The organism is bacterium (genome assembly GCA_041649255.1).
GTDB lineage: Bacteria > Hydrothermota > UBA3073 > JACQXS01 > JAQTXJ01 > JAQTXJ01.
Genome location: JBAZNK010000012.1, coordinates 85,527 through 108,353 on the forward strand (window position 1 = coordinate 85,527; position 22,827 = coordinate 108,353).

Annotated in this window: 20 protein-coding genes; all 20 read left to right on the plus strand. The window is 37.3% G+C overall.

Annotated elements, in window-relative coordinates; translation table 11 throughout:
- Positions 1–153: 153 nt before the first annotated feature.
- The 20 genes from WC614_09210 (at position 154) to WC614_09305 (ending at position 22,792) form a co-directional block, all read left to right on the plus strand.
- Positions 154–975 (plus strand): hypothetical protein, encoded by an 822-nt coding sequence (locus WC614_09210; protein MFA5033186.1) that lies wholly within the window; start codon positions 154–156, stop codon positions 973–975.
- 637 nt (positions 976–1,612) lie between these two features.
- Positions 1,613–2,086, plus strand: coding sequence for an STAS/SEC14 domain-containing protein (locus tag WC614_09215; GenBank protein ID MFA5033187.1), 474 nt, complete (start codon positions 1,613–1,615; stop codon positions 2,084–2,086).
- Positions 2,087–2,137: 51 nt separating this feature from the next.
- Positions 2,138–2,896 (plus strand): FlgD immunoglobulin-like domain containing protein, encoded by a 759-nt coding sequence (locus WC614_09220; protein ID MFA5033188.1) that lies wholly within the window; start codon positions 2,138–2,140, stop codon positions 2,894–2,896.
- Positions 2,897–3,143: 247 nt separating this feature from the next.
- Entirely contained in the window at positions 3,144–8,246 is a 5,103-nt protein-coding gene (locus WC614_09225) for a sigma 54-interacting transcriptional regulator (GenBank protein MFA5033189.1), read from the plus strand.
- Between the two features lie 217 nt (positions 8,247–8,463).
- The gene (locus WC614_09230) at positions 8,464–8,817 is read left to right on the plus strand and encodes a hypothetical protein (GenBank protein ID MFA5033190.1); all 354 of its coding nucleotides are present in this window, start codon (positions 8,464–8,466) and stop codon (positions 8,815–8,817) included.
- Positions 8,700–10,790, plus strand: a complete 2,091-nt coding sequence (locus tag WC614_09235; protein ID MFA5033191.1) for a carboxypeptidase regulatory-like domain-containing protein — start codon at positions 8,700–8,702, stop codon at positions 10,788–10,790. The genes WC614_09230 and WC614_09235 overlap by 118 nt, the downstream gene beginning before the upstream one ends.
- A 147-nt stretch (positions 10,791–10,937) precedes the next feature.
- Positions 10,938–11,060, plus strand: coding sequence for a hypothetical protein (locus tag WC614_09240; protein MFA5033192.1), 123 nt, complete (start codon positions 10,938–10,940; stop codon positions 11,058–11,060).
- Between the two features lie 21 nt (positions 11,061–11,081).
- Complete coding sequence (locus tag WC614_09245; protein MFA5033193.1) at positions 11,082–11,474, plus strand: AraC family transcriptional regulator; 393 nt, start codon at positions 11,082–11,084, stop codon at positions 11,472–11,474.
- A gap of 215 nt (positions 11,475–11,689) precedes the next feature.
- Positions 11,690–12,217, plus strand: a complete 528-nt coding sequence (locus WC614_09250) for a FlgD immunoglobulin-like domain containing protein (protein ID MFA5033194.1) — start codon at positions 11,690–11,692, stop codon at positions 12,215–12,217.
- Between the two features lie 20 nt (positions 12,218–12,237).
- Entirely contained in the window at positions 12,238–13,836 is a 1,599-nt protein-coding gene (locus WC614_09255) for a hypothetical protein (GenBank protein MFA5033195.1), read from the plus strand.
- A 591-nt stretch (positions 13,837–14,427) separates the two neighbouring features.
- Positions 14,428–14,550 carry a hypothetical protein gene (locus WC614_09260; GenBank protein MFA5033196.1) on the plus strand — a complete coding sequence of 41 codons (123 nt, stop codon included), beginning with the start codon at positions 14,428–14,430 and terminating at the stop codon, positions 14,548–14,550.
- A 53-nt stretch (positions 14,551–14,603) separates the two neighbouring features.
- On the plus strand, positions 14,604–14,963 hold the full coding sequence (locus WC614_09265; protein MFA5033197.1) for a response regulator: 360 nt from the start codon (positions 14,604–14,606) through the stop codon (positions 14,961–14,963).
- A gap of 12 nt (positions 14,964–14,975) precedes the next feature.
- A complete protein-coding gene (locus WC614_09270; protein MFA5033198.1) occupies positions 14,976–15,374 on the plus strand; it encodes a response regulator in 399 nt (132 codons plus the stop codon).
- Positions 15,375–15,378: 4 nt separating this feature from the next.
- A complete protein-coding gene (locus tag WC614_09275; GenBank protein MFA5033199.1) occupies positions 15,379–16,188 on the plus strand; it encodes a DNA-binding response regulator in 810 nt (269 codons plus the stop codon).
- Between the two features lie 99 nt (positions 16,189–16,287).
- On the plus strand, positions 16,288–16,596 hold the full coding sequence (locus WC614_09280; GenBank protein MFA5033200.1) for a DUF3892 domain-containing protein: 309 nt from the start codon (positions 16,288–16,290) through the stop codon (positions 16,594–16,596).
- A gap of 302 nt (positions 16,597–16,898) precedes the next feature.
- Positions 16,899–17,042, plus strand: coding sequence for a hypothetical protein (locus WC614_09285; protein MFA5033201.1), 144 nt, complete (start codon positions 16,899–16,901; stop codon positions 17,040–17,042).
- Positions 17,043–17,074: 32 nt separating this feature from the next.
- Entirely contained in the window at positions 17,075–18,034 is a 960-nt protein-coding gene (locus WC614_09290; GenBank protein ID MFA5033202.1) for a peptidoglycan-binding domain-containing protein, read from the plus strand.
- Between the two features lie 293 nt (positions 18,035–18,327).
- Positions 18,328–18,879 (plus strand): DUF6232 family protein, encoded by a 552-nt coding sequence (locus WC614_09295; GenBank protein MFA5033203.1) that lies wholly within the window; start codon positions 18,328–18,330, stop codon positions 18,877–18,879.
- A 54-nt stretch (positions 18,880–18,933) separates the two neighbouring features.
- Positions 18,934–21,186 (plus strand): AAA family ATPase, encoded by a 2,253-nt coding sequence (locus WC614_09300; protein ID MFA5033204.1) that lies wholly within the window; start codon positions 18,934–18,936, stop codon positions 21,184–21,186.
- Between the two features lie 16 nt (positions 21,187–21,202).
- Entirely contained in the window at positions 21,203–22,792 is a 1,590-nt protein-coding gene (locus WC614_09305; protein ID MFA5033205.1) for a DUF262 domain-containing protein, read from the plus strand.
- Positions 22,793–22,827: the final 35 nt, after the last annotated feature.

The following is a 22,827-nucleotide window of genomic DNA, read 5'->3' on the forward strand; positions in this document are numbered from 1 at the left end:
ACAAGATTAACAGGAGAACAAAAAACAAAAGAAAAGAAAAAACCAGGACAGGATTAATACAAGATTTACACAAGAAAACGGATAGAGTTCTAAAATCTTGACAAATAGGATTGGTTGATTTATATAGGAAAAAGATGCCGTAGAGGGGGAGAGATGAATGGGAGAAAGTTGAAAATTTTGGCAGTTATGTTTTTTTTGGTTGGGGTTACGGTTTTTTCGGGGTGCAAGAAAAAGACTACAACGGGGTCTGAGGTAACGGTAAATCCTGCTGCAGTAGTTCTTGCTTTTTTATATGAGGATATGTCAGAAGTTATACTTGTTTCTAATCCGGTTGCGGACACGGCGCATTCGCAGGCAAAAATAAACAGTAGAGTTTTTCCTATAGAAGGTGTAGCGCCGGGATATTTAATGTTTATTGATACCGTTATGCCGGTTCCCGGGACGAGCTATAAAATCGAGGTTACGTCTGATGTGGGGAACTCGAGCGGAAGCGCTATTTTGCCGGAAACTACGTCAATTATCGCGCCTGAATATGGAGATACCAATTTGCCTCTTGGACAGGCAGTTACTTGCAGTTGGGTCGCTTCAGCAGGGGCTCAATATTACATTGTGCAGTATAGCGGATATGCGTATACTGATTCCGACTATGTTGAGTGTCCGTCGAAACAATTGTATCCTACTGCGAATGGGATAACAATACCCGCATCTTATTTTAATGTTCCCGGGGCTATTTGTTATTCAGTTGCTTTAGAAGTGATTCCTTGTTCCGGAGCAAAACCTGAAGCCGGGCAGACGGCAAATATGACGGGCACGATTAATGGATTTTTGTCGGCGCAGGGGTATCCTAGCCACGTATATTTCTATGTCGGAACTCCGACGAAGGGAATTGTTAAGGAGAAGTTTGCAATGCCATCGCGCAAAGACATTATAAATACTTATCTGCGTGATTTGGGGATAAATACGGTTGTTGAGTAGGAAAATTCGTTAATAGTATAGCCCAGCTATGCTGGATAATCCGCCTTGCACCAAAAAGACTGGCGCACAAGGAGGCGGATAAAGGCTGAAGCCTAAGAGCTTCTAATCCAGGAACACTGATAAGAAGCTCTAAAGGCTAAAGCCTAAGAGTTTCTAATGCAGGAACACTGATAAGAAGCTCTAAATGCTAAAGCCTAAGAGCTTCTAATAGTGTGTTAATAGGATAATCGGAAAAAGTAAGACGGACATAGCACGCTATGTCCCTACAGCAAAGAACAGAAAGTAGGGCACCCAAAGAAAACGGGTTCCCCAGCGGGTTGTCCCTACAAAGGCGGATAGGCGCACAGCGGGGTATACGACTTCTTCGGGGTAAACTCTGCACGAAAAGAAGAAACAGATAAAAGATAATTTTTCGTCCTACAAAATAAAGCTACCGAACAAACATATAAAGCTTCTAATTTTTAAAAAGCAAACTCATCCCATTTAGTCTCTGTTTTATAATTTCACATTTTTTAATACATTTTTGTAATTTATTTATGTATATAACAATAGGTTTCCCCAAAGAATTTACGCGCTTTGGCACGGAAGTTGCTGCTATATATAATAATAATTCAAATTAAGTATTGGGAGGTTGGAAATGAAAAAAGCGGTATCCGGATCAATGAAAAAAGAAGAAAGAAAAATATCAGCAGGAAAACATACTTTCCATCTTGATAAGGATAACATATTGTATATAACTATTGTCGGAGAAATTGACGGCAAAAAAACAAGCATACCGATTGAAGCAATTATGAAGCTTCTGAATATGGTTAATGGGAAGGTAAACGTATTCGTAAATCTGGATAAAGCCGGGAAGCCTTCTATTAAGGCGAGAAAGCTTACCGTAGAAATTCATAAGAATGAAAAAATCGGAAAAGTTGCCCATTTTGGAGTTAATCCGGTTGCGAAAGTAATTGCGGCTTTTTTTATGGGAAGTTGCAAAAAGAAAGATGTGAAATTTTTCAGTAAAAAGGAGAGAGCGATTGAATGGCTTAAAGACGATAGACAAATCCAGAGGAGTTGTATCTTACAAGAGGAAGATAATGTTAAGAATTCCCATAGTTGCTGCTAATCCAGAATACGGTCTGATAACAGCTGTTATTAGTACAGAGAAGGTGAAAAGATGAAATATTTGCAGAAACTTTTGATATTCAATACAATAGGCGTGTTTATCGCGGCAGGAATTCTAGTGAATTACAACCTGCTTTATGGGCAATCTACCAAGGGAATTAAACCAAATGACGGTGAGACCCGGCAAGCAGGAATCGGTTCTAATCTAACCTGGACAAAATGGATTGCCGTAACATATCCTTCCGGCGGTGAACATTGGCAAGTCGGCACCAGCCATAACATAACCTGGACGAGTCAGAATATAAGCGGAAATGTGATAATAGAGTACTGGATAAGTAATGTTAAGTACAGAATATTAAGCACTATTAATGATGGTTCATATGAATGGAATATTCCTTCCAATCAAACTTCCAGCAATCTCTATAATATTAAAATATCAAGTTCAAAAGACACTTCTATTTGTGGCAGGAATTATAATTGCTTTACGATATATCCTGCTGCTGTTGTTGAAGAGCCGGTAAACAAGATGCCTTTTGTTTTTAAGCTTTTCCGGAATTACCCGAATCCCATAACTTCCGGCACTTACATTGAATATACGTTGCCTGAAAATACAATGGTCTCGCTGGATATTTATGATGTGAACGGGGAACTTGTTCGCAATTTGACGGCAGGTAACCAGGAACCCGGTTTCCACAAAGTCTATTGGGACGGGCAGGATAACAACGGACAAAAAGTTTCAAACGGAACTTATTTTTATCGTATGGGAGCAGGAAGTTTCAAGACGACACAAAAACTTACGGTGTTAGGATAGAGTTCAAGTACATTAGAACAAAGCCCTCCGGAGTATTAGGAGGGCTTTGTAGGTATACTATGTATATATTTCAAATTAACTTCTTCCCGGAAATTTAGACATAGATTGGGAAACCGCAATTTTTATTATGTTCGTTCTAAAAAAATAAGTTGCAAAAATGAGAATAGAAAGTATATCCAAAGCATAATATGATTGTCTAACTTCCGTTAGGCAAGTTTAGAGTTTTTATAGAAAAAAAGTAATAATTATGCCTGAACTGATTGATAATAGATACGAAATTCTTAAAAAACTTGGCAGAGGCGGGACAGGGGAAGTCTATCATGTTTATGACAAGGTTAGGAACAGAGAATTAGCGCTTAAGCTTTTACTTCCGTCGCAAACAGAGGAAAATCTTTTGCACTTAAAAAGAGAATTCCTCGTTATGACAAAACTAAATCATCCCAACATTGTAGAAGTATATGATTTTGTATTGAACAAAGAAAATAATTCTTATTTTACGATGGAATATGTTGCGGGGGATGATTTTGTAAAAGCCACGGGAAGTTTATCTATACAAAAGACCGGCGGGAAAGAGGATAAATACTCTAACCTTTATTCCTTAATAATTCAAATATGCCGAACACTTGAATTTATACACTCCCGTGGGTTGGTGCATTGCGATATTAAACCATCTAACATTATTATAACAAAGAATAAAACGGCTAAGTTACTTGATTTTGGAATGACGGAACCGGTTGATATTTCTACTCATAAAGGTATGAAAGGAACGATAGAATATATGTCCCCGGAGATGATTAAGGGGAATCAAACAGATCTTAGAACGGATTTATATTCTCTGGGCGTGTTGTTCTATGAAGCAGTTACACACAGACTTCCTTTTGAAGGTGAAACGCCTTTATCAGTGTTAAAACAACACCTTGAGAAAACTCCGGTTTCTCTCTCCGAATACGCAAAAGATATTCCGGAAAAGTTAAATCAGATTATTCTTAAACTATTAAGCAAATATCCGTACAACAGATATCAATCAGCAAGAGAAGTCATTTCGGATATAAGCTTGTTAGCAGGCGAGAAAGAACCGCTCCGCGACAAAGGTCGTGATGAGCCACAGAAGGGGTGGCTTTTAAACGGTTGTTTTGTTGACAGAGAAAAAGAGATTGTCCGGCTGAATGACCTTTTAGCTAAGGGGAAAGGAGTTGTGGTATCCATAAGCGGGGACGCAGGAATCGGGAAAACGCGGTTAATGGAAGAATTTCGGATACAGGCTCAATTAAAAGGGCGGGGTTTTTGGAAAAGCATATGTCGGCAAGAAGAAAAAATGGTTTACGGTCCAATTGTGGAAATATTAAACGGACTTATCCGCGCAATAGAATCCAGCCATATAAACCTAATTGAAGAATATAAAGAAATGCTTGCCCGGTTTATTCCGGAATTAAGAAAAAAACTTTCCCTGCCGGTCTTTTCTAAAGTTACGTATGAAAAGATACAGTTTTTTGATTCTGTCGTCCAGTTTTTAATTAAGGCGTCACACATAGAGCCCTATGTGTTATTTATTGATAACATAGAACAAGCAAGCGAAGAAACCATAGAATTTTTTCATTATCTTATAAAAAACATAGAGAAGAGTAACATTATTTTATGTTTTGCTTTTTGTGAAGAGAAAACGGACAAGAAGAATATACTTGTCGATAAAGCAGAGAATATAAATTTAAAAGGACTCAATCAGAACGAGACGGATACGTTAATTACTTCAATGTTGGGAGGACATAAACTTGCTTCTTCTCCAATGCAGAAAATCTTTAAAGAAACTCAAGGGAATCCGCTATTCATCCAGGAACTTCTTAAGTCTATGTCAGGTAAAACTCTTTTGTTTCAAAAGGGGAAGTGGATAATTGAAGAAGTAGATTTTGAAAAGCTGAAACTCTCAAAAACCATAAAGGAAACATTTAAGGAACACTTAAAAACACTAAATAGCGGGACATACGAGACACTAAAAATATGTTCCGTATTCAGCAAAAAATTTGAATTAAATATAATAAAAGAAATAATTAACTGTCCTGAGGAAGAACTTCTGGATGCGGTAAACGAATTACTTCAAAAAGACTTTTTAATAGAGCATACTGACGGATATTATTTTGTAAGTCTGCAACTGAGGGAAATGCTTTACGAAGAATTAAAGGAAGAAAATCGTAAAAAGTTTCACCAGGCAATAGGGGAAATTATAGAAAAGCGATTTGCAGACAAGCTTGATTTGGTAGTAGAGGAATTGTCTTATCATTTTGCAAGAGGAATAAATAAAGAAAAAGCATTTAACTTTTCGCTCAAAGCCGGTCAGAAAGCCAAATCTCTTTATGCCTACAAAGAGGCGATAAAATATTTCAAACAGGCGCTTGGCGTGGTTGAGGGGAGGAAGAACACTGATTACAGGCTTTCAAAAGAATTCGGGGATATATATATATTGGAAGGGAACTATGATGAGGCAATTAACAAATACAAAGAAGTATTAACCGGCAATCCTGAAGAAGTTGCGGATATCTATTGTGATATCGGAGTCGGTTATCGCAAAAAAGGGGAATCCGATGCCGCGATTCAGTCTTATGAAAAAGCTATCTCCAGTCTGCAGGACAAGGGCAATCAAAAAGTAAAAGCTCGCATATACCAGGAGATGAGCTGGACGTATCAAACTAAAGCGGATTATGATAAGGCTCTGGATTGCGCAAACAAAGGATTAATAATTGCGGAACAATATGGCGATTTACAGGAGACAGAGAGAATATATCATAATATGGGAACTATTTATTTAAGGAAAAGCAAACTCGAAGAGTCTGCGGAATATTTCAAAAAGAGTCTTGAAATAAAAAGAAAGGTAAAAGATTTACAGGGAGAAGCCGCCTCCAATAATAATCTTGGGGTTGTGTATTCTACTACGGGGGATTTTAATAAAGCTTTTCAACATTACAAAGAGGCGCTTGACATAAGCGAAAAAATAAAAAACCCGATAGGTATGGCAAGAGGGTATAAAAATATAGGAACTATTTATTACAGGCAAGGCAACCTGACAAAAGCTCAGGAACATTATAGTAAAGCCTTTGAAATAGAAGAAAGAATGGGGGATGATATTAGTCTTGCCGCTTCCTATAATAACATAGGTCTTATTTATATCCAACAAAAGAAATGGCAGGAAGCAATTGACTTTTTTACCCGCAGTTTGAAAATAAAAGAAAAAATCGGTGATATTCAAGGGATAGCAGGATGTTATAATAATTTAGGTTCAGTATATAATTCCCAGAATAATTGGGACGAAGCGTCAAAATGTTATCAAAAAAGTCTTTCTCTAAAGGAAAAAATAAAGGATTATTTAGGAGCGGCAAACTCTTTAATAAATTTAGGGACTATACATATAAATCAAAATAAGCCCGGCGAAGCTTTTAACTATCTTGAAAGAGCAAAAGCAATTGGCAACGAGCTCGGGAATAAGAGGGTATTATTAGGAGTATACCAGGCTTTAGGGCAATTATATTTGAATAAAAAAGACATTGAAGAATCCATAAAATATAATTCGGATGCATTGGATTTTGCGGTTGCGCTTGGAAGCAAGGCGGAACAAGGAATAATATACCGAAAATTATTTGAGACGTACCAACTTAAAAAAGACAATGTAAAATCCGAGGAATATCTTCTAAAAAGTATAAAAACTTTAGAAGAGATAGATATTGAAGTCGAGCTTGCGAAAAGTTATTTTAAGATGGGAGAGTTAAAAAGAACAACCGGTGAAACTAAAGATGGGGTATCGTATCTTGAAAAGGCAAAGGAGATATTTGAAAAATTAGGGATGGAGGAAAATTTGAAAGAAATAAAAAATCTATTAAAGGGACCCGTTAGTAAAGACCTTATCGGTATATACCAGGTTAGCAGTATTATTAATTCGATATTGGATATTAAGCAGTTGTTGAATAAAATAATGGATATAGCCATTGAGACACTGGATGCGGAAAGGGGTGTTCTTATTTTGACCGGGGAAGAAGCGGGCGATTTAAGGATAGAAGCATTTCGCGGAGTAGAAAAAAACGACATTGAAGGCACAACTTTAATCAGTGAATCCATAGTCAGGGATGTAGCATTGAAAGGAACTCCGTTAATAGTCAATGATGCGGGTTCAGATATCAGATTTCGGGATAAAAAAAGTATTACAAACTATCATATTACATCCGTTCTTTGTGTGCCTTTAAAAATAAAAGAAAGAACCATTGGCGCTATTTATCTTGACCACCGAAGGGTTACCGACCTTTTTGCTTCGGAAGACATTTCATTTTTGACTACTTTTTCCAACCTTGCGGCCGTTGCTATTGAAAATGCAAGACTTCATATGGAACTTCAGAAAGAAAACATATACCTTAAGCAAGAAGCAGAGGAAAAATACCAGTTTGAAAAAATAGTCGGCAAGAGCAAAGAAATGCGAAAGCTTTATAAATTAATGGAAAAAGTTATAGATAATTCGACGAGTGTTTTGCTTGACGGGGAAACCGGGACAGGGAAAGAAGTTATTGCCCGAACCATACATTACAGCGGTCCCAGGAAAGACAAGAAATTTATCCCTGTAGACTGCGCTTCCATACCGAATACGCTGTTTGAGAGCGAACTTTTTGGATACCTGAAAGGAGCATTTACGGGAGCAACGGGCGACAAGAAGGGTTTATTTATAGAAGCAGACGAGGGAACAATATTTCTGGACGAGGTATCTAACATTCCTTTGGAGTTACAATCAAAACTTCTCAGGGTTCTCCAGGAAGGAGAGATAAGAAGACTGGGCGAGGAAAAGCAGCGAAAGATAGACGTAAGAATCATAGCGGCTACCAATAAAGATTTAAAAAAAGAAACGGAAGCGGGTAGATTCCGTTCCGATTTATATTATCGTTTAAATGTAATCAGGATAGTAATTCCGCCTTTAAGAAAGCGAAAAGAAGATATCCCTTTACTTGTGCATCATTTTTTAGACAAATACTCTGAAAAATTAGGAAGAAAAATCGAAGGAATTACCGAAAACGCGATGAGAATATTGTTAGATTATGATTGGCATGGCAACGTAAGAGAACTCGAACATCAAATTGAAAGAGCCGTAACCCTATCAACGGAGAATCGAATTTCAGAAGACCTTTTTTCCATAGGGCGGGGGAAAGCGTCACCGTTTATTGAATTAAGGGAAGGGACGTTAAAATCCGTTACCGAAGACATAGAGAAACAAATGATAATAAAAGCATTACAAAAACATAAACAGAAGAAAGACGCAGCAAAAGCCCTCGGACTCTCCCGCTTCGGGCTTCAAAAAAAGGTTGAAAGATATAAAATAGAGTAAGTCAACAAAGTTGTCTTGTCAACAAAGTTGACATTGTCTGTGATTTGTTGTTTGATGGGGCGTAATGGGGAACGTGTCAACAAAGTTGACATAAATATGTTAAAAATGGGATTGTTGGGGTGGGTTATGGATTGTCTTTTGGTGGTGTGATTTGTGGGTTTTTGTTAGTTGGCATAAAAGTTGCTATATTATGGTATATAAGAATTAAGGGGGAAGCGTGAAAAAATTTACATTACTTTTAGGAATATTAATAGCAACAAACGTAATTGCGGCTGCGCCCGATACTTTGTGGACTAAGACTTTTGGCGGGGCTAACAATGAATTTGGGTATTCGGTTCAGTCCGCTTCAGGAGGATCCGACACTGGGTTTATCATTGCGGGGAGTACATACTCTTTCGGGGCAGGTTTGGTGGATGTCTATCTTGTCAGGGTAAATTCTTCGGGAGATACTTTATGGACAAGAACTTTCGGGGGGCTAACGATGATAATGGATATTCGGTTCAGCAGACTTTTGACGGCGGGTTTATCATTGGAGGGCATAGATATGCGAAAAACTATGAAGCCTATATAATTAAAACAAATTCTTCGGGAGATACTTTATGGACAAGAACTTTCGGGAGAGATAGCTTTGACATAGACAGTAGTTATTCGCTTGTTCAGTGTGCCGATAGCGGATTTATTATTGCGGAAAGGATACGAGAAAAAATGGTGCCCAATGGTTATATTTATCTGATTAAAACGAATTCTTCGGGAGATACTCTGTGGACGAAAACCTATAGCGGAACTAACTGGAATGATGTATATTTGGGCAAGTCGGCTCAACAGACTTTTGACGGCGGTTTTATTTTTGCGGGAACTAAAGGTGATGGGGCATCTGCCGATGGCTATCTGATTAAAACAAATTCTTTGGGAGATACTTTATGGACAAGAACTTTCGGGGGAGCTAATAATGACAATGGATATTCGGTTCAACAGACTTTTGACGGCGGGTTTATCGTTACGGGATGGACGTGGTCTTTTGGTGTAGGTAGTTTTTCAAATATGTATTTAATCAGGACGGATTCTTCCGGTAATACGTTGTGGATTAGAGCTTTTGGCGGGGCTGATTACGAGAAAGGATATTCCGTTCAACAAACTTTTGATGAGGGGTTCATTGTTGCAGGGGTGACAAATTCTTTTGGGGCAGGAAATTATGATGTATATCTGATTAAGACAAATTCTTCGGGAGATAGTTTATGGGCAAGAACTTTCGGAGGGACTATCGCCGATTATGGGTCTTCGGTTCAACAAACTGAAGACGGCGGGTTTATTGTTTTAGGGTATACATATTCTTTCGGGGCGGGTGGTTATTCCGATATTTATCTCATAAGATTAGGTCAGGAGAAGCCGGAGACGGGGCATATTTCCGGCAATGTATGGAATGATAATAGTTATCCGATTCCGAATGCCTATGTTCATGCTTTTGGGGATTCCGGTTCGGAAGGGTATGCTTGCACGGATTCTAATGGGAGTTATACAATAACTGATATCACAGCCGGGCATTATTATGTAGAAGTTATAGCAACCGGTTATACTCATGAATTCTATAATAATGTTGCCGAGTTAAAAGATGCTATGTTTTTGAGTGTTGTAAATAAGCAGACTACTTCTAATATAAATTTTATTCTTTCCCCGACGGATACAAGTATTGCAAAACAGCATATTACGGGAACAGTTGTGAGCAGCACGGGGGGGCCGATTTCTTGTATGGTGTTTGCTTTCAAAAATGATTCGGAGTCTTGTGTGGGGACTACAGATATCAACGGTAAATATACCATTAATGGACTTGACAGCGTAAAGTATTCTATTTATGCGTGGGCTCCCGGGTATATCGGTGAATTCTATGATACTTCTCTTGCGTGGGAAATGGCAACAGAAGTTACGCCGACTGCGGACGACATTGATTTTGCCCTTGCTCCTGCAAGTAAAAACGGCAAAGCGGGCATAAACGGTAAAATCACGTCCAATAAAGGGAATCCTCTTGAAAATGTAATGGTGTATGCAATAAATACGACTAAAGGCGAAGATGAGGTAGGGTGTACGAGGACATCTCCAAATGGGCGGTATATCATAGATAAGCTGCCTGCAGGGAGTTATACCATTAAAACATCTGTTCCATTCCACAATACTTCAAACTATTCTCAATCCGTTAATGTTCACAATAACACGATTTCTAATATCAATATCAGTATGCCGAAAACAGGGATAGAGGAAAAAACAAAAGCGGAAAAGAACTATCTGATAATAAAATCTTGTAATCCGGCAATCAGAAGGGTTGCGATATCGTATAATATTCCATTTAAAGCGCAAGTCGTTCTTGAGATATACGATAATAACGGCAGGTTACGCAGGACTTTAGTCAACTCTCAACAAAATGCCAACTCTTATGTTATTAATTGGAATGGGAACGATAATTTCGGCAAGAAGCTGGCAAGTGGAATGTATTTCTGTCAACTAAAGGCGGGAGAATTGAAATCGGTTAAGAAGATTATCTTCATCAGGTAAAATACTAAATAAAAAAGGGGGCATTTTTTAATGCCCCCTTTTTTTTATTTTAATCTTTTCATATTATTTCACAAAATCACTTATTTTGACACGAAATTTGCTGTACTATATAGATTAAGTTTTATAAAATATTTTAGGAGGTAAAAAGTGAAAAAGATAATTGGAGAGATAGTATCGATGTCGGTTATGTTTTTTATTCCTACGTTAATGATTTTTGGAGCAGTATTTTTTGTATTTTCGGGCCGGAGGACAAGGTTTGAAATTAATTAATATAAAAGAAATAAGCATAATATGAACAAAAGGAATATCACAAAATCAGATAAACAGGACATTACGCTTGCCCCAAATTTACCCTTCAAGCTTCAGAAGGCAATTAAATATACGGGAAAGAATTATATGGATCCCGACTTATGTTTAAAGGATATTGCAGAGAGTGTCCATATGCATCCGAAAAGCTTTTCTTTTTTATGGAATAAATACGTAGAGATAAGTATACCGGATTTCATAAACGAGCTTAGGATAAGAAATGCAAAAAAATTGCTTATAAAGACAACGGATTATAGTTTTGAAATAGCGCGTAGAGTGGGTTACAACTCATATCATTTTAACCGGGTTTTTAAAGTAAAAATAGGCACATCCCCAAATCAGTATAGAAATTCACGTTCTCAAAAACTCTTCATATAGATATTTGCAAAGGAATTTTCCTTGCAATAAGGCTACAAGAGGATTTTTTTTTGTTTTTGATGCGGATATTTGCAAATGAATACGGATATTTGCAAAAGAATATGGATATTTGCAAAGGCTTTTTGTTATAATGTGTTAAGAACGGGTTTTTCGGCAGCAGGGAGGTGATACCAAACGTATTTTTGGGAGTAAAGTAAGGAGAAAAGGAGGTAAGGATGAAGTATTTCGCTCTCGCAGTGTTTTTTTGGGCTACCCAGGTTTTTGGAGTCCAATATGTGCTTGTGAAGTCCGCGTTCTCAGTTACGGGTGGGAAGTCAAGTTCGGCTAACTATTCCATAAAAGATGCGGCAGGGCAATCCGTTATCGGGCAGTCCCGGGCAGTTAACCGTATTGAGCAGGCAGGATTTTATACCTGTCTAACGCATCCAACGGTCGGCGTATCGGATAACCCGATTATCCCGAAGGTATTCAGTATGGCACATCCGTGGCCAAATCCGATTACAAATAGCAGTGTGACGATTAGGTATGGGATACCGAAAACAAGCAATGTTAGTATAAAGGTTTACAACATTGCAGGCAGTGTTGTACAAACGTTGGTTTCCGGGGAACAAATACCGGGAATGTATAATATGTTATGGGACGGAACTAACAAGCAAGGAGAAAAAGTGGCGCAGGGAATTTATTTTGTTCGTATGTCGGCTTCCGAATTCCGAACAACGAAAAAACTAATATTAATGAAATAAAAAGATTACGGGGGTGGGGAATGAGAAAAACATTGAGCGCTATTGTGATGTGTGTTCTATTATTGGGAACATTGCAGGCAAAGCAGGCAACGCGCACTGCAACAAATGCCAATTCTATTCGTGTAGAAGAAGAGGCAAAAAGAAATACGAATCCCGTATTTACAAGATTACACGAGCTTAACTACCAGGGGTGGATAGCTGATGCGAAAGATACGACAGGAGCAGGTATTACAGGGACAATGGAAATGGTTTTCAGGTTATATAGTGAGTCAACGGGAGGAAAAGAATTATGGAGTGAAACGCAAAATAATGTCGAAGTGGATAACGGATTATTCAATGCAGTGCTTGGAAGCGTTAAGCCTATACCTGCCGATATTTTTACGGGTGTTTCGCTGTGGCTTGAAACGCAGGTAGGAAGTGATATACTTACACCGCGCAAAAAATTAGCGAGCGTAGGTTATGCAATAAAGGCAGAAAAAGCAACACGTTGTGATACAGCCGATTTTGCGAGAACCGTTATTAATGACGGGGAATATACTACTTTGAGCGATAGTGATCATAACCATCTGGGACAAAGTTGGCCTGCAACTACCGGGGGTGTAGGGTTAGTCAAAACATTAACCGTAAACACTTCAGATGATATATATTGTGAGTATGATGAAGCAACTAATACGGGCACAGGCGCTGTATACGGAGGTTATTTCGAGGGAAAAGGTTCGGGAACAGGAACTAAATACGGTTTAAAGAGTATTGCAACTGCACCTTCAGGTTCAAGCAATCCGGCATATGGGGTTTATGGCAGTTCCACGCATTCAGGTTCAGGCGATGTAACAGGAGGGTATTTTGAAGCAGGCGGTTCAGGAACAGGCACTAGAAGGGGAGTATGGGGAAAAGCAACTTCGACTTCAAGCGCTAGCATAATAGGAAGTGAGGGGGAAGCTTTTCATACGGGCGGTTACGGCACAGGTTCTACAAGAGGAGTTTATGGTTACGCTTCTCATTCAGGGTCTGGCTATGCAGCCGGAAGTTATTTTTACGCAGAGGGTGCAGGTACAGGCGATAAATATGGAATATATTCAGGCGTTGGCGGTAGTGGGAACAAGTATGCGGGATATTTTTCCGGCAATGTGAATATTACGGGAAGTTTGAGCAAAGGGAGCGGTTCATTTTTGATTGACCATCCTCTTGACCCGATGAATAAGACGCTGAGGCACAATTTTGTTGAATCTCCCGAGAATCTTTGTTTATACAGGGGAAAAGTGAGATTGAATGCCAACGGTGAAGGGACGGTAGAGATGCCAAGTTATTTTGCATCGCTTACAAAGGAAAACGAAGCGACGGTAAATTTAACTCCGGTTGGGAAACCTTTCCAGGTAGGGTGTGAATGGCAAACCGGCAACACAAAGTTTACCGTTTATGGCGAGGCGGACAGAGAGGTTTTTTATACAGTTCTTGCGGACAGGGATGACCCGGTGATGAAGGAATTACAAAAGCCGGTAGAAGAGGATAAGGGAGAAGGCAAGATTTGCAAAAAGGGTGAACTGCTTTATCCGAAAGCGTATGGTTACTCAGAAACAGAGGGAAGGGATTACAGAATTCGACAGGAACAGTCGAAGTAAGAATCAATAAAAGGGAAGAGTAAAGATTGTCGGGGCGTGGGAAACCCGCCCCGACATAGAAAGGGAGTAGAAATATTTTTGGTTCTTTTGTGTTTTAGTTGATGATATGAATAAGTACAAATAAAGATAAAAAGTATTAACCACAGGACAAAGTAGTATTCACGAACACCTGTATTAATGGCGGCAGACAGGCACACGAACAAAAAACAGAAAAATTTGCACGCAGATTAACGCAGATTTACAAGATAATAAAAGGTTTAGGATTAAAAAATAACAGAAAGAAATCTTTGGATATAGAAAAACGAACGAATAAACTCCGCAAAAGACTCGGAACTAAAGAAAAAAGATTAAAACAAAAATAAAGATTATCACAGATAACAACATTAAAACACAGGATAATAGTGTAAAAGGAAATAGTGAGCCACTAAAGTAGATTCAACTTAAATACGAAAGATTCATATTTTTATCTTTTAAGGGGGAGTTCAATTTTTTTCTCCGGATAAAAAAGTTTATTTCAAAATCTACTTATTTTGACACGAAATTTGCTATATCATTAGGGGGTGATTTTGAATATATTTTAGGGGGTAAAAAATGAGAAGAGTGTTTGGAGGAATACTATCAATGCTGATTATATTTTTTATTCCTGCTTTAATGATTTTTGGAACAATATTTTTTATTTTTTCAGGGAGCAGAACAAGGTTTGAAATTGGTTAGGTGTGGGGAGAGGGTTTTTGTAAAGGGGGTTATAAAAAATGAAAGGGGAGAATATGTCGAAAATATTAATAGTAGATGATGAGGTAGAGGTGTGCAATACGCTTAAGGAATTCCTGACTAAGAAAAATTATGAAGTACTGGTAGCGCATAATGACAAAGATGGATTTTCGATGTTTAAAACGGTTGCTCCGGATTTGGTGCTTTTAGAGGTAGAATTGCCTGAGAGGGGAGGGTTACTACTTCTTGATTATATAAGGGCTATTAAGTTTTACGCGAAAGTTATTATGATGTCTGCGAACGGGACGTATACGAACGTTAAGCTTGCGACTAAGAAAGGAGCTATGGGTTTTCTTGTAAAACCGCTGAATATGGAAGGCATAGAGCTAACAATAAACAACGTTCTTTCTTCATAAAATTGAAAGTAAATGGAGAAACTTATTATGAAAGACAGGGGAGTAATAAAGGTTTTAGTCGTAAACGACAATCAAAAAGCGTGTAACCGGTTTAAGCGATTCCTGACCAACGCGGGGTGCAAGGTATATGTCGTTAATGATGGGGGGAGTGCTTTAGAGGTGTTGAAGAATACGACTATTGATATTGTTTTACTGAACATAATGATACCGGATGGTATGAGATATTTAAAGTATATAAAGAAGACTCACCCGGAGATGCCGGTAATTATGACATCCGGTTTAAAAGATGCGAGAGCGGATATTAAGTTTATGGATTCGGGAGCATTTGCATATCTTTCCCAGCCTATAAATTTCGAGCATCTTCAGTCGTTTTTAATGTCGAGTGTTTTGTATAATATAAAGTATAATTAAGCGTATGAAACATAGGCGATTGGACATAAGAAAGAGTGTTCTTGTAGTGGATGAGGAGCCGGAGATTTGCAAGACGTTAAAGAAGCTATTAGAGAAAAAGTGGTATGAAGTAAGTTATGTGACGACGGGGAAGGAAGCGGTAAAGAAGGTTAAGAAGAGGAAGTTCAATGTTGCGTTACTTGACGTTAACTTGCCTGATATAGAGGGGACGAAGTTAATTCCCATTTTTAAGAAAGCGCATCCCGGCATAAAGATAGTAATGATGGCGGGGGATGCGACAAAGGAAAACACTATGAGCGCCTTAAACAACGGGGCATCATATTATTTTGAAAAGCCGTTCAACGTGGAGAAGTTGTTGACAAAGACCGATGAGTTGATTGAGGAACAGAGGGGGAGTTCGTTCCAGAGCATTTTGGAAGAATCGGCGAGGTTGGGTATGGTAGACACGGGGAAGCTTTTGCCGTGCAAGGTTCGGAAGGCGATTGAGTATATAGGGGAGAACTATATGAATCCGGATTTGTGTTTGGGGGATATTGCGTTGGTTGTGGGTATGCATCCGAATAGTTTTTCCAGTATGTGGAATAAATCAAAAAGAACTAACATTAAGGAATTTATAAATAGGGTTAGGGTAGCGAATGCAAAAAAATTACTTATCAAGACGAACGGCTATGCATCTCAGATAGCGATGCAAGTTGGGCTCAGCGCGGGGTATTTCTGCAGGGTTTTCAAGGCGAAGACAGGGCTTGCGCCGACACGGTATAGAGAGAGGAAGTATGGGAGGGGGGAATTCCGCCTACGGCGGACAGGCGTGTAATAGTATATTAGTATAATAGTTAATCGGAAAAATAAAAAATAGATAGTTTGAAACATAAAGGAAAAACAAGAGAACACAGAGAATGGGAGAGAATGAGGAATGAATAAGTGGGCGGATTATTGTGTGTCGGGGGTTGAATACATAAAGTCGCGGAGGCATATAGAGAAGGCGAGGGTGCACGTAGATAAGGGGGATAAGATTGGTTCGCGGGAGACGTGGTTGCGGGAAGATATTATTTCAAAGATAAATAAAGGGTTTAATGTTATTACGGTTTATAAAGGCAAGAATAATGGTTGTTGGAAGCGAGGGGAAGAAATCGGCATTGTTGAAATAAACGGAGTGAAGTATTTACGGACGGATAAGAACGAGATAGAGGAAGATAACTGGGGGAATTTGCCGGAGGTGTGAGGAGATTTTGGATTGTGGATTTTGTCTGCCTGCCGGTAGGCAGGGATTGGGGATTGAACAGAAAAAAAAGAGATTTTGGATTGAACAAATTAAAAGACTAACAAAAAGTTTGGACGCAGATTAGCGCAGATGTATAGGATAAAAAAGAAAAAATAGAAAGTTAAGAGTTAAAAAATGAAAGAAAAAACAAATATAATTGGGATAGACAGATGAAGATTAACGCAGAAAAAGGAAAACGGAAAAGAAAAACCAGGACAGGATTAATACAAGATTAACACGAGAAAAGGGAAAAGTGTCCAAAAATGGGAAGAAATCAAAGAATTTTACAAGGAATTTTTGTTGACTTGGGGGAAGGGGATAGTAAGGTAGGAAATTGTAAAGATAGATACGGGGATGGGGAGAAAACAGACAGTGTACGGTTGGCAGTGGTCAGCAAAGAAACATAAAGAGGATGGAAAAAGAAGAATGAGGGGAGAGAATGATTATTTATAAGGTTGGGTCTACGGGGGCGGAAGTAACAAAGATTCAGAATAAGCTGAAAGAATTGGGGTTTTATAAGGGGATTGTTGACGGGGCTTTTGGTGGGGGAACGGAAGTCGCCGTTCGTGGATACCAGCAATCGGCGAAGTTGGCCGTTGACGGACAAGTAGGACCAAAAACGTGGACGAGTTTATTTGAAGAAAAAATTATAAAACCGGTTGTTACAAAAGAGTCACTGTTGCACCGATGTTTAGCGTTAACGGGGGCGTTTGAGACGGGGAAAATGGCGCCTGATTGTTTTGCCGGGTTATCGGGGAATTTTGACGGGCAGGGAATGAGTTTTGGCGTTTTACAATGGAACTTCGGGCAGAAGTCATTACAGCCGTTATTAATAGATATGAATAATGCGCATAGCGACGTTTTGAAAAATATATTTAATAAAGAGTATGGAACGCTGGTGGAGATTTTGGGAAAAGATTATGCGAGTCAAATGAAATGGGTAGGGACGATACAGCATCCAGTGAAGTGTTTTTTGTATGAGCCGTGGTGCGGGTATTTCAAGACTTTGGGAAGGACGGAAGAGTTTCAGGAAATTGAGACAAAGTATTCGACGGTTATTTATCAGGGGGCGATAGGGTTGTGCAAGGAATATAATCTTTTATCGGAACGAGCGGTGGCGCTGATGTTTGATATCAAAGTGCAAAATGGGAGCATAAATAAGACAGTAAAGACAATAATTCAAAATGATTTCAGTAAGATTAGCGGTCTAAGCGGGGAAGCATTAGAGGTGGCAAAGATGCGGGTAGTTGCGAATCGGAGGGCAGAGGCGGCGAATTCGAAGTGGGTTGAGGACGTGCGGAGCAGGAAACTTTGTTGTGCGAACGGGGAAGGGGTAGTGCATAATATCAGTTATTCGCTCAGTGCGCAGTTTGGAATTAGGTTATGCGCTTTTGCGTAATTAAGGAGTAACTCATTGTAACTAAGGAGTAATTTATAGTAATAGATGGTAAAAAATTGTAAGAACTGTGACAGAAAGAAAGATTCACAGAACTAAGAGTCGCTGAGTACGCAGAGAAAAGCAGCGAAGAGTAAAAAATTAAAAAAATAAAGAATACAGAGAAGAAAAGAGAGCACGCCCCGCCTAAGCGGGGTAAACTCCGAGCAGTAAAAAGTGGAAAAAAAGGGAAGTAGGGTGGGGGGATTGTTATTAGTATAATAGTATAATCGTTAATCGGGGAAAGAGGAGACAAAATGTTTTGTCGAGAATGTGGTAAAACGATAGAAGAGGACTCAAAATTTTGTAAACATTGCGGTATAGATATTAATAAAACAGTTAAGGGAAAAAAGGATGAAGAAAAATCGGCCAGAATAGTTATAGAAAGATCCGAAACAACAGAAAAACAAAAGGGAGGAGAAGTAAGTTATTATTCGGATGAAAAGGGAGTACGAATTACTAACGCAAGGGCAATTATTGGAACTACAACATATATGATGGCAAACATAACATCTGTTTCCAAGAAAAAAGAGCCTAATCTTATACGCCAATGGGGCATATTTATTGCTATTTTAGCTTTTCTTTTGACTATATGGACCCTTAATTCAAACATGCAAAGCATTTCATTCCTTGGAATATTAATACTTATATGTGGGGTTTTAATGGCGGTTTTTTCTAAACAAGTTTATGTAGTTAAAATCGGGAGTGCATCAGGAGAAGCCGATGCTATCCGGTCAAAAGACGAAAGCTATATTAATGGTGTAGTAAGTGCTTTAAATGAGGCATTTGTACAATTCAAAGGAAGATAAATAAAGGGGAGAATGTTTAGAGTAAGAAATAAAAAGAGTAGAGAGCGTGTCTAAATGAGTATTATTAAAAATATAGTAAAGATTAAAAATTGTCCATCATTTATTGATTTTAAGCCAGCAACTGACTTTCCAGGATTTTCGAAATATAATTTGTTTTATGGCTGGAATGGCTCAGGAAAAACTTCTTTTTCTCGTGTGTTAAAATCATTTGAATTAGGCGAGAATTTTTTTGATAATCCAGAAAAACCAGCAGAGTTTGAATTTAAATTACATAATGGAACATCTATTAGTCATAGTAATTTATCTGATTTCAAAGATATAAGGGTTTTTAATAAGGATTTTATAGATAATACTGTTTTTTGTGACAATAGTCCAAAATTTATTTTCTTTCTGGGGAAAGAGAGCAAAGAAGATAAAGAGAAAATAACACAAGCCGAGATTGATTTAGAAGATTTTAAAAAAGATAGTACTACGAAAAAAAAACTGTTCAATAAAGTCGAGGATAAAAAAAGAGATGCTTTAACTAACAAAGCTAGAGAGATTAGAAATGCCCTAACAACTCCAAGGGAAGATAATTATGGAAATTATGACAAACTAAAACTTGAAAATTCAATCGCAAACAATTCAGAGAAGCTCAAAGTCCCCGAAGGTCTCAAATTATCATATGAACGTATTGTAGAAATTAAAAAATCTATTCTTCAGACAAGTAAAGATCCAATCAATAACCTTATATTACCAAATTTTGATATCTTGAATCTCGAAAAGGAAATTAGTGATATTCTCACAAAAACGGTAATATCAAAAGTTATAGAGGAACTGAAAAAAGATGAAATAATTAATAAGTGGGTAGAAAAAGGACTGGAAATTCATAATGCCAAAAATCTTGATATATGTGCTTTTTGCAACCAAAAAATACCACCCAACCGGATTAATGATTTAGAAAATCACTTTAATGATGAATATCAGAAAATGCTTAGTACCGTTCAGGATTTAAAGAATACATGTAATTTTAGAAAGGTACGTTTGGATTTCCCTGACTCTTTAGGTTTTTACGGTGATTTGGCAACAGAATATGTGTCCGAAAGGAAAAAAGCAGAAAATGCTATTATAGAATTTAATAAAATTTTAGATTACTTAATTTCTATCCTTAATCAAAAAGAACAGAACCTTTTTTTACAGTCAACTTTAAATAAGAGTGTTCCAGTAGATATTACTCCATTTTTAAAAATCAATAAAATTATTGAACAGCACAATCAAAAAACGTACAATTTTGAAAGTAAAATTAATACAGATAAAAAAGATTTAGAATTGCATTACATTGCAGAATTTATGCAAGCCTATAACAAAATACTTACAGAATTAGATTCTTCGCAAAAAGATTATTTAGCCTTTTTCCCAAAAATTGAGGGGCAAGAAGAAAGAATAAAAGAACTTAAAAAAAACTTACTTAATTATCTTATTCCCGCTCAGGAAATTAACAGGGATTTGGAACAATTTTTGGGACGCAATGACATACAATTAGAAGAGATAACGGGCGAAGCAGGTTATAAGATTACTCGTAACGGTAATATTGCAGAAAATTTAAGCGAAGGAGAAAGAACGGCTCTTGCTATAGTATATTTCCTCACAAAAATAAATGAGGATGGCTTTAATTTGAAAAATAGTACAATTGTTATTGATGACCCAGTATCAAGTCTTGATTCAAACGCAATTTTTCAGGCTTTTAGTTTTATTAAGACCGCTATTAAGGATGCCGGGCAGATTTTTATATTGACTCATCATTTTGATTTTTTTAGACAGATAAAAAATTGGTTTCAACACCTAGAAAAGGAAGGACAAGAAGTAGAATATTTCATGACAGTTTGTCCAGTAAAATCGGATATACGAAAATCTAATATTCTAAAGATGGATAAACTACTTATTGATTACGAATCCGAATATCACTTTCTATTTAGTGTCTTGTATAAGTTTTCTAAAGAAGCTCAATATAAATTAGAAGAGTTGTACCCGATTCCTAATATAGCAAGAAAATTTCTCGAAAGTTTTCTGGCTTTTAGAGTTCCGCTAAATCTTGACAATACGTATGAAAAACTTAAGCATATAGATTTTGATTCCAAAAAGAAGGAAAGAATAATTAATTTTGTTGCAACATATTCACATGCTAAATATGAAAGTGGTGTTCAGGATTTTGATATGACCATCTTAGGCGAGACACCTGCTATAGTGGACGACCTATTGAAGCTTGTAGAAAAAGAAGATAAAAAACATTATGATTTTTTATTGAAAAGTATTGGTAGTTTAATATAAAGGAGGGATAAATAATATGGCATTACTGAATCAAACTGTTAGTGAACTATTAATAGACATAGAACGTGGCAGAATAGCCTTGCCAGATATGCAACGCGAATTTATTTGGGAAAATACCCAAATCCGAGACGTTATTGATTCGCTTTATAAAAATCATCCAATCGGTATGATTTTACTTTGGCAAACGAATTTAGATGATAATATCCCTATAACTGCAATTGATGACACTACAAAAGAAATTAGTAATTATACCGAATTGGTAATAGATGGGCAACAGAGGTTAACTTCACTATTATTAGCTAAAAAAGGCGTTATATTTAAAGGCGCTAAAGAAAGAACTATAAAGTTATTGTTTAACCCTTTTGAAGAAAAATTTGAAATAGAAATACCTCCGTTAAAGAATAAACCTGACTGGTTTGATATTACACGAGTTATTAAGGATGGAGAATATTCGGTAGTTAATAGGGAAGAACTTAAATTAATTGGTTGGAATGAGGAGAAGATCTATAAATGTTTGCAAAAATTGGCAGAAGTTAGGAATATTTTTGTGGGAGCAAGAAACAGTATTCCGGTTTTTACAATTTCATCTGATATGGACTATGAAGAAGTCGCTGATATTTTTGTCAAAATTAACTCAAAAGGAACACGAATAAGAATAACCGAACTTCTGTTAGCGCTGCTAGCCTTAAAAATACCTGGTGAGTTTCGTAAAGATTTTCGAAATTATATTGAGAAATTAGAAGATACTGATTGGTATATTGATGCGGGAGTAGTTATACGGTCTTTGGTAGCAATTTCAGTAAAACAAGGACGACTTGCCTATTTTAGAAACATAGCGCGAAGCATTTCTGACGAAGATTTACGTAACAATTGGAATATAACTAAAAAATCTTTAGAAGAATGTTTTAAGATTCTTGAAGAAAATTTAGGTATTAACAATTCGTATATTTTTCCCTCTCAATATGTTTTAATTCCATTAGCATTTTATATTTCTCAAAAGAAAGATGCTTTTTCTGAAAAGGACTCCAAAGAATTTATTTTGTGGTTTTTACTTGCCTCTTATTGGGGACGCTATGCTGGTTCCCCAGAAACAAAATTAGATGAAGATATTAAATCAATCACTGAAAATAAAAACCTAAGTCAACTTTTTCACTTATTAAAAAGCCAAGTTGGGCGTCTTTTAATAGACGAAGAAAGATTTGCTGGTAAAAGCAAAAACTCTAAATTGTTACTTTATGTTGTTGCCCGGAGTAAAGGAGCTGAAGATTGGTGGAAAGGGCATAAAATTACTACCTCTGACTATGAAGAACATCACATAATTCCACGCTCACTCTTAAAAAACGCTGATTATGAATATTCTTTAATTGACGATACATCTAATATTGCTTTTTTGACTGAAAAAGCTAACCGTACAATTTCTAATACTCCTCCGGAAATATACTTAGAGAAAATTGATCCGGCAAAACTTGAAAAACAATTTGTCCCTTTGCATAAAAAATTATGGATAATTGAAAATTATGAATCTTTTTTGGAGCAACGTCGTAAAATTATAGTAGAACAAGTAAATGCGTATTTTAAATCTTTAGGAGTTGAGGGGTATTTATAAATAAAAATAAGAAAAAGTATTTTTAATGAGGAGAA

What these genes read in the sequence shown, in the direction of transcription:
- WC614_09210 (MFA5033186.1), top strand. Translation starts at nt 154, where the DNA reads ATGAATGGGAGAAAGTTGAAAATTTTGGCAGTTATGTTTTTTTTGGTT.
- WC614_09215 (MFA5033187.1), top strand. Translation starts at nt 1,613, where the DNA reads ATGAAAAAAGCGGTATCCGGATCAATGAAAAAAGAAGAAAGAAAAATA.
- WC614_09220 (MFA5033188.1), top strand. Translation starts at nt 2,138, where the DNA reads ATGAAATATTTGCAGAAACTTTTGATATTCAATACAATAGGCGTGTTT.
- WC614_09225 (MFA5033189.1), top strand. Translation starts at nt 3,144, where the DNA reads ATGCCTGAACTGATTGATAATAGATACGAAATTCTTAAAAAACTTGGC.
- WC614_09235 (MFA5033191.1), top strand. Translation starts at nt 8,700, where the DNA reads ATGGACAAGAACTTTCGGGGGGCTAACGATGATAATGGATATTCGGTT.
- WC614_09245 (MFA5033193.1), top strand. Translation starts at nt 11,082, where the DNA reads ATGAACAAAAGGAATATCACAAAATCAGATAAACAGGACATTACGCTT.
- WC614_09250 (MFA5033194.1), top strand. Translation starts at nt 11,690, where the DNA reads ATGAAGTATTTCGCTCTCGCAGTGTTTTTTTGGGCTACCCAGGTTTTT.
- WC614_09255 (MFA5033195.1), top strand. Translation starts at nt 12,238, where the DNA reads ATGAGAAAAACATTGAGCGCTATTGTGATGTGTGTTCTATTATTGGGA.
- WC614_09260 (MFA5033196.1), top strand. Translation starts at nt 14,428, where the DNA reads ATGAGAAGAGTGTTTGGAGGAATACTATCAATGCTGATTATATTTTTT.
- WC614_09265 (MFA5033197.1), top strand. Translation starts at nt 14,604, where the DNA reads ATGTCGAAAATATTAATAGTAGATGATGAGGTAGAGGTGTGCAATACG.
- WC614_09270 (MFA5033198.1), top strand. Translation starts at nt 14,976, where the DNA reads ATGGAGAAACTTATTATGAAAGACAGGGGAGTAATAAAGGTTTTAGTC.
- WC614_09275 (MFA5033199.1), top strand. Translation starts at nt 15,379, where the DNA reads ATGAAACATAGGCGATTGGACATAAGAAAGAGTGTTCTTGTAGTGGAT.
- WC614_09280 (MFA5033200.1), top strand. Translation starts at nt 16,288, where the DNA reads ATGAATAAGTGGGCGGATTATTGTGTGTCGGGGGTTGAATACATAAAG.
- WC614_09285 (MFA5033201.1), top strand. Translation starts at nt 16,899, where the DNA reads ATGGGAAGAAATCAAAGAATTTTACAAGGAATTTTTGTTGACTTGGGG.
- WC614_09290 (MFA5033202.1), top strand. Translation starts at nt 17,075, where the DNA reads ATGATTATTTATAAGGTTGGGTCTACGGGGGCGGAAGTAACAAAGATT.
- WC614_09295 (MFA5033203.1), top strand. Translation starts at nt 18,328, where the DNA reads ATGTTTTGTCGAGAATGTGGTAAAACGATAGAAGAGGACTCAAAATTT.
- WC614_09300 (MFA5033204.1), top strand. Translation starts at nt 18,934, where the DNA reads ATGAGTATTATTAAAAATATAGTAAAGATTAAAAATTGTCCATCATTT.
- WC614_09305 (MFA5033205.1), top strand. Translation starts at nt 21,203, where the DNA reads ATGGCATTACTGAATCAAACTGTTAGTGAACTATTAATAGACATAGAA.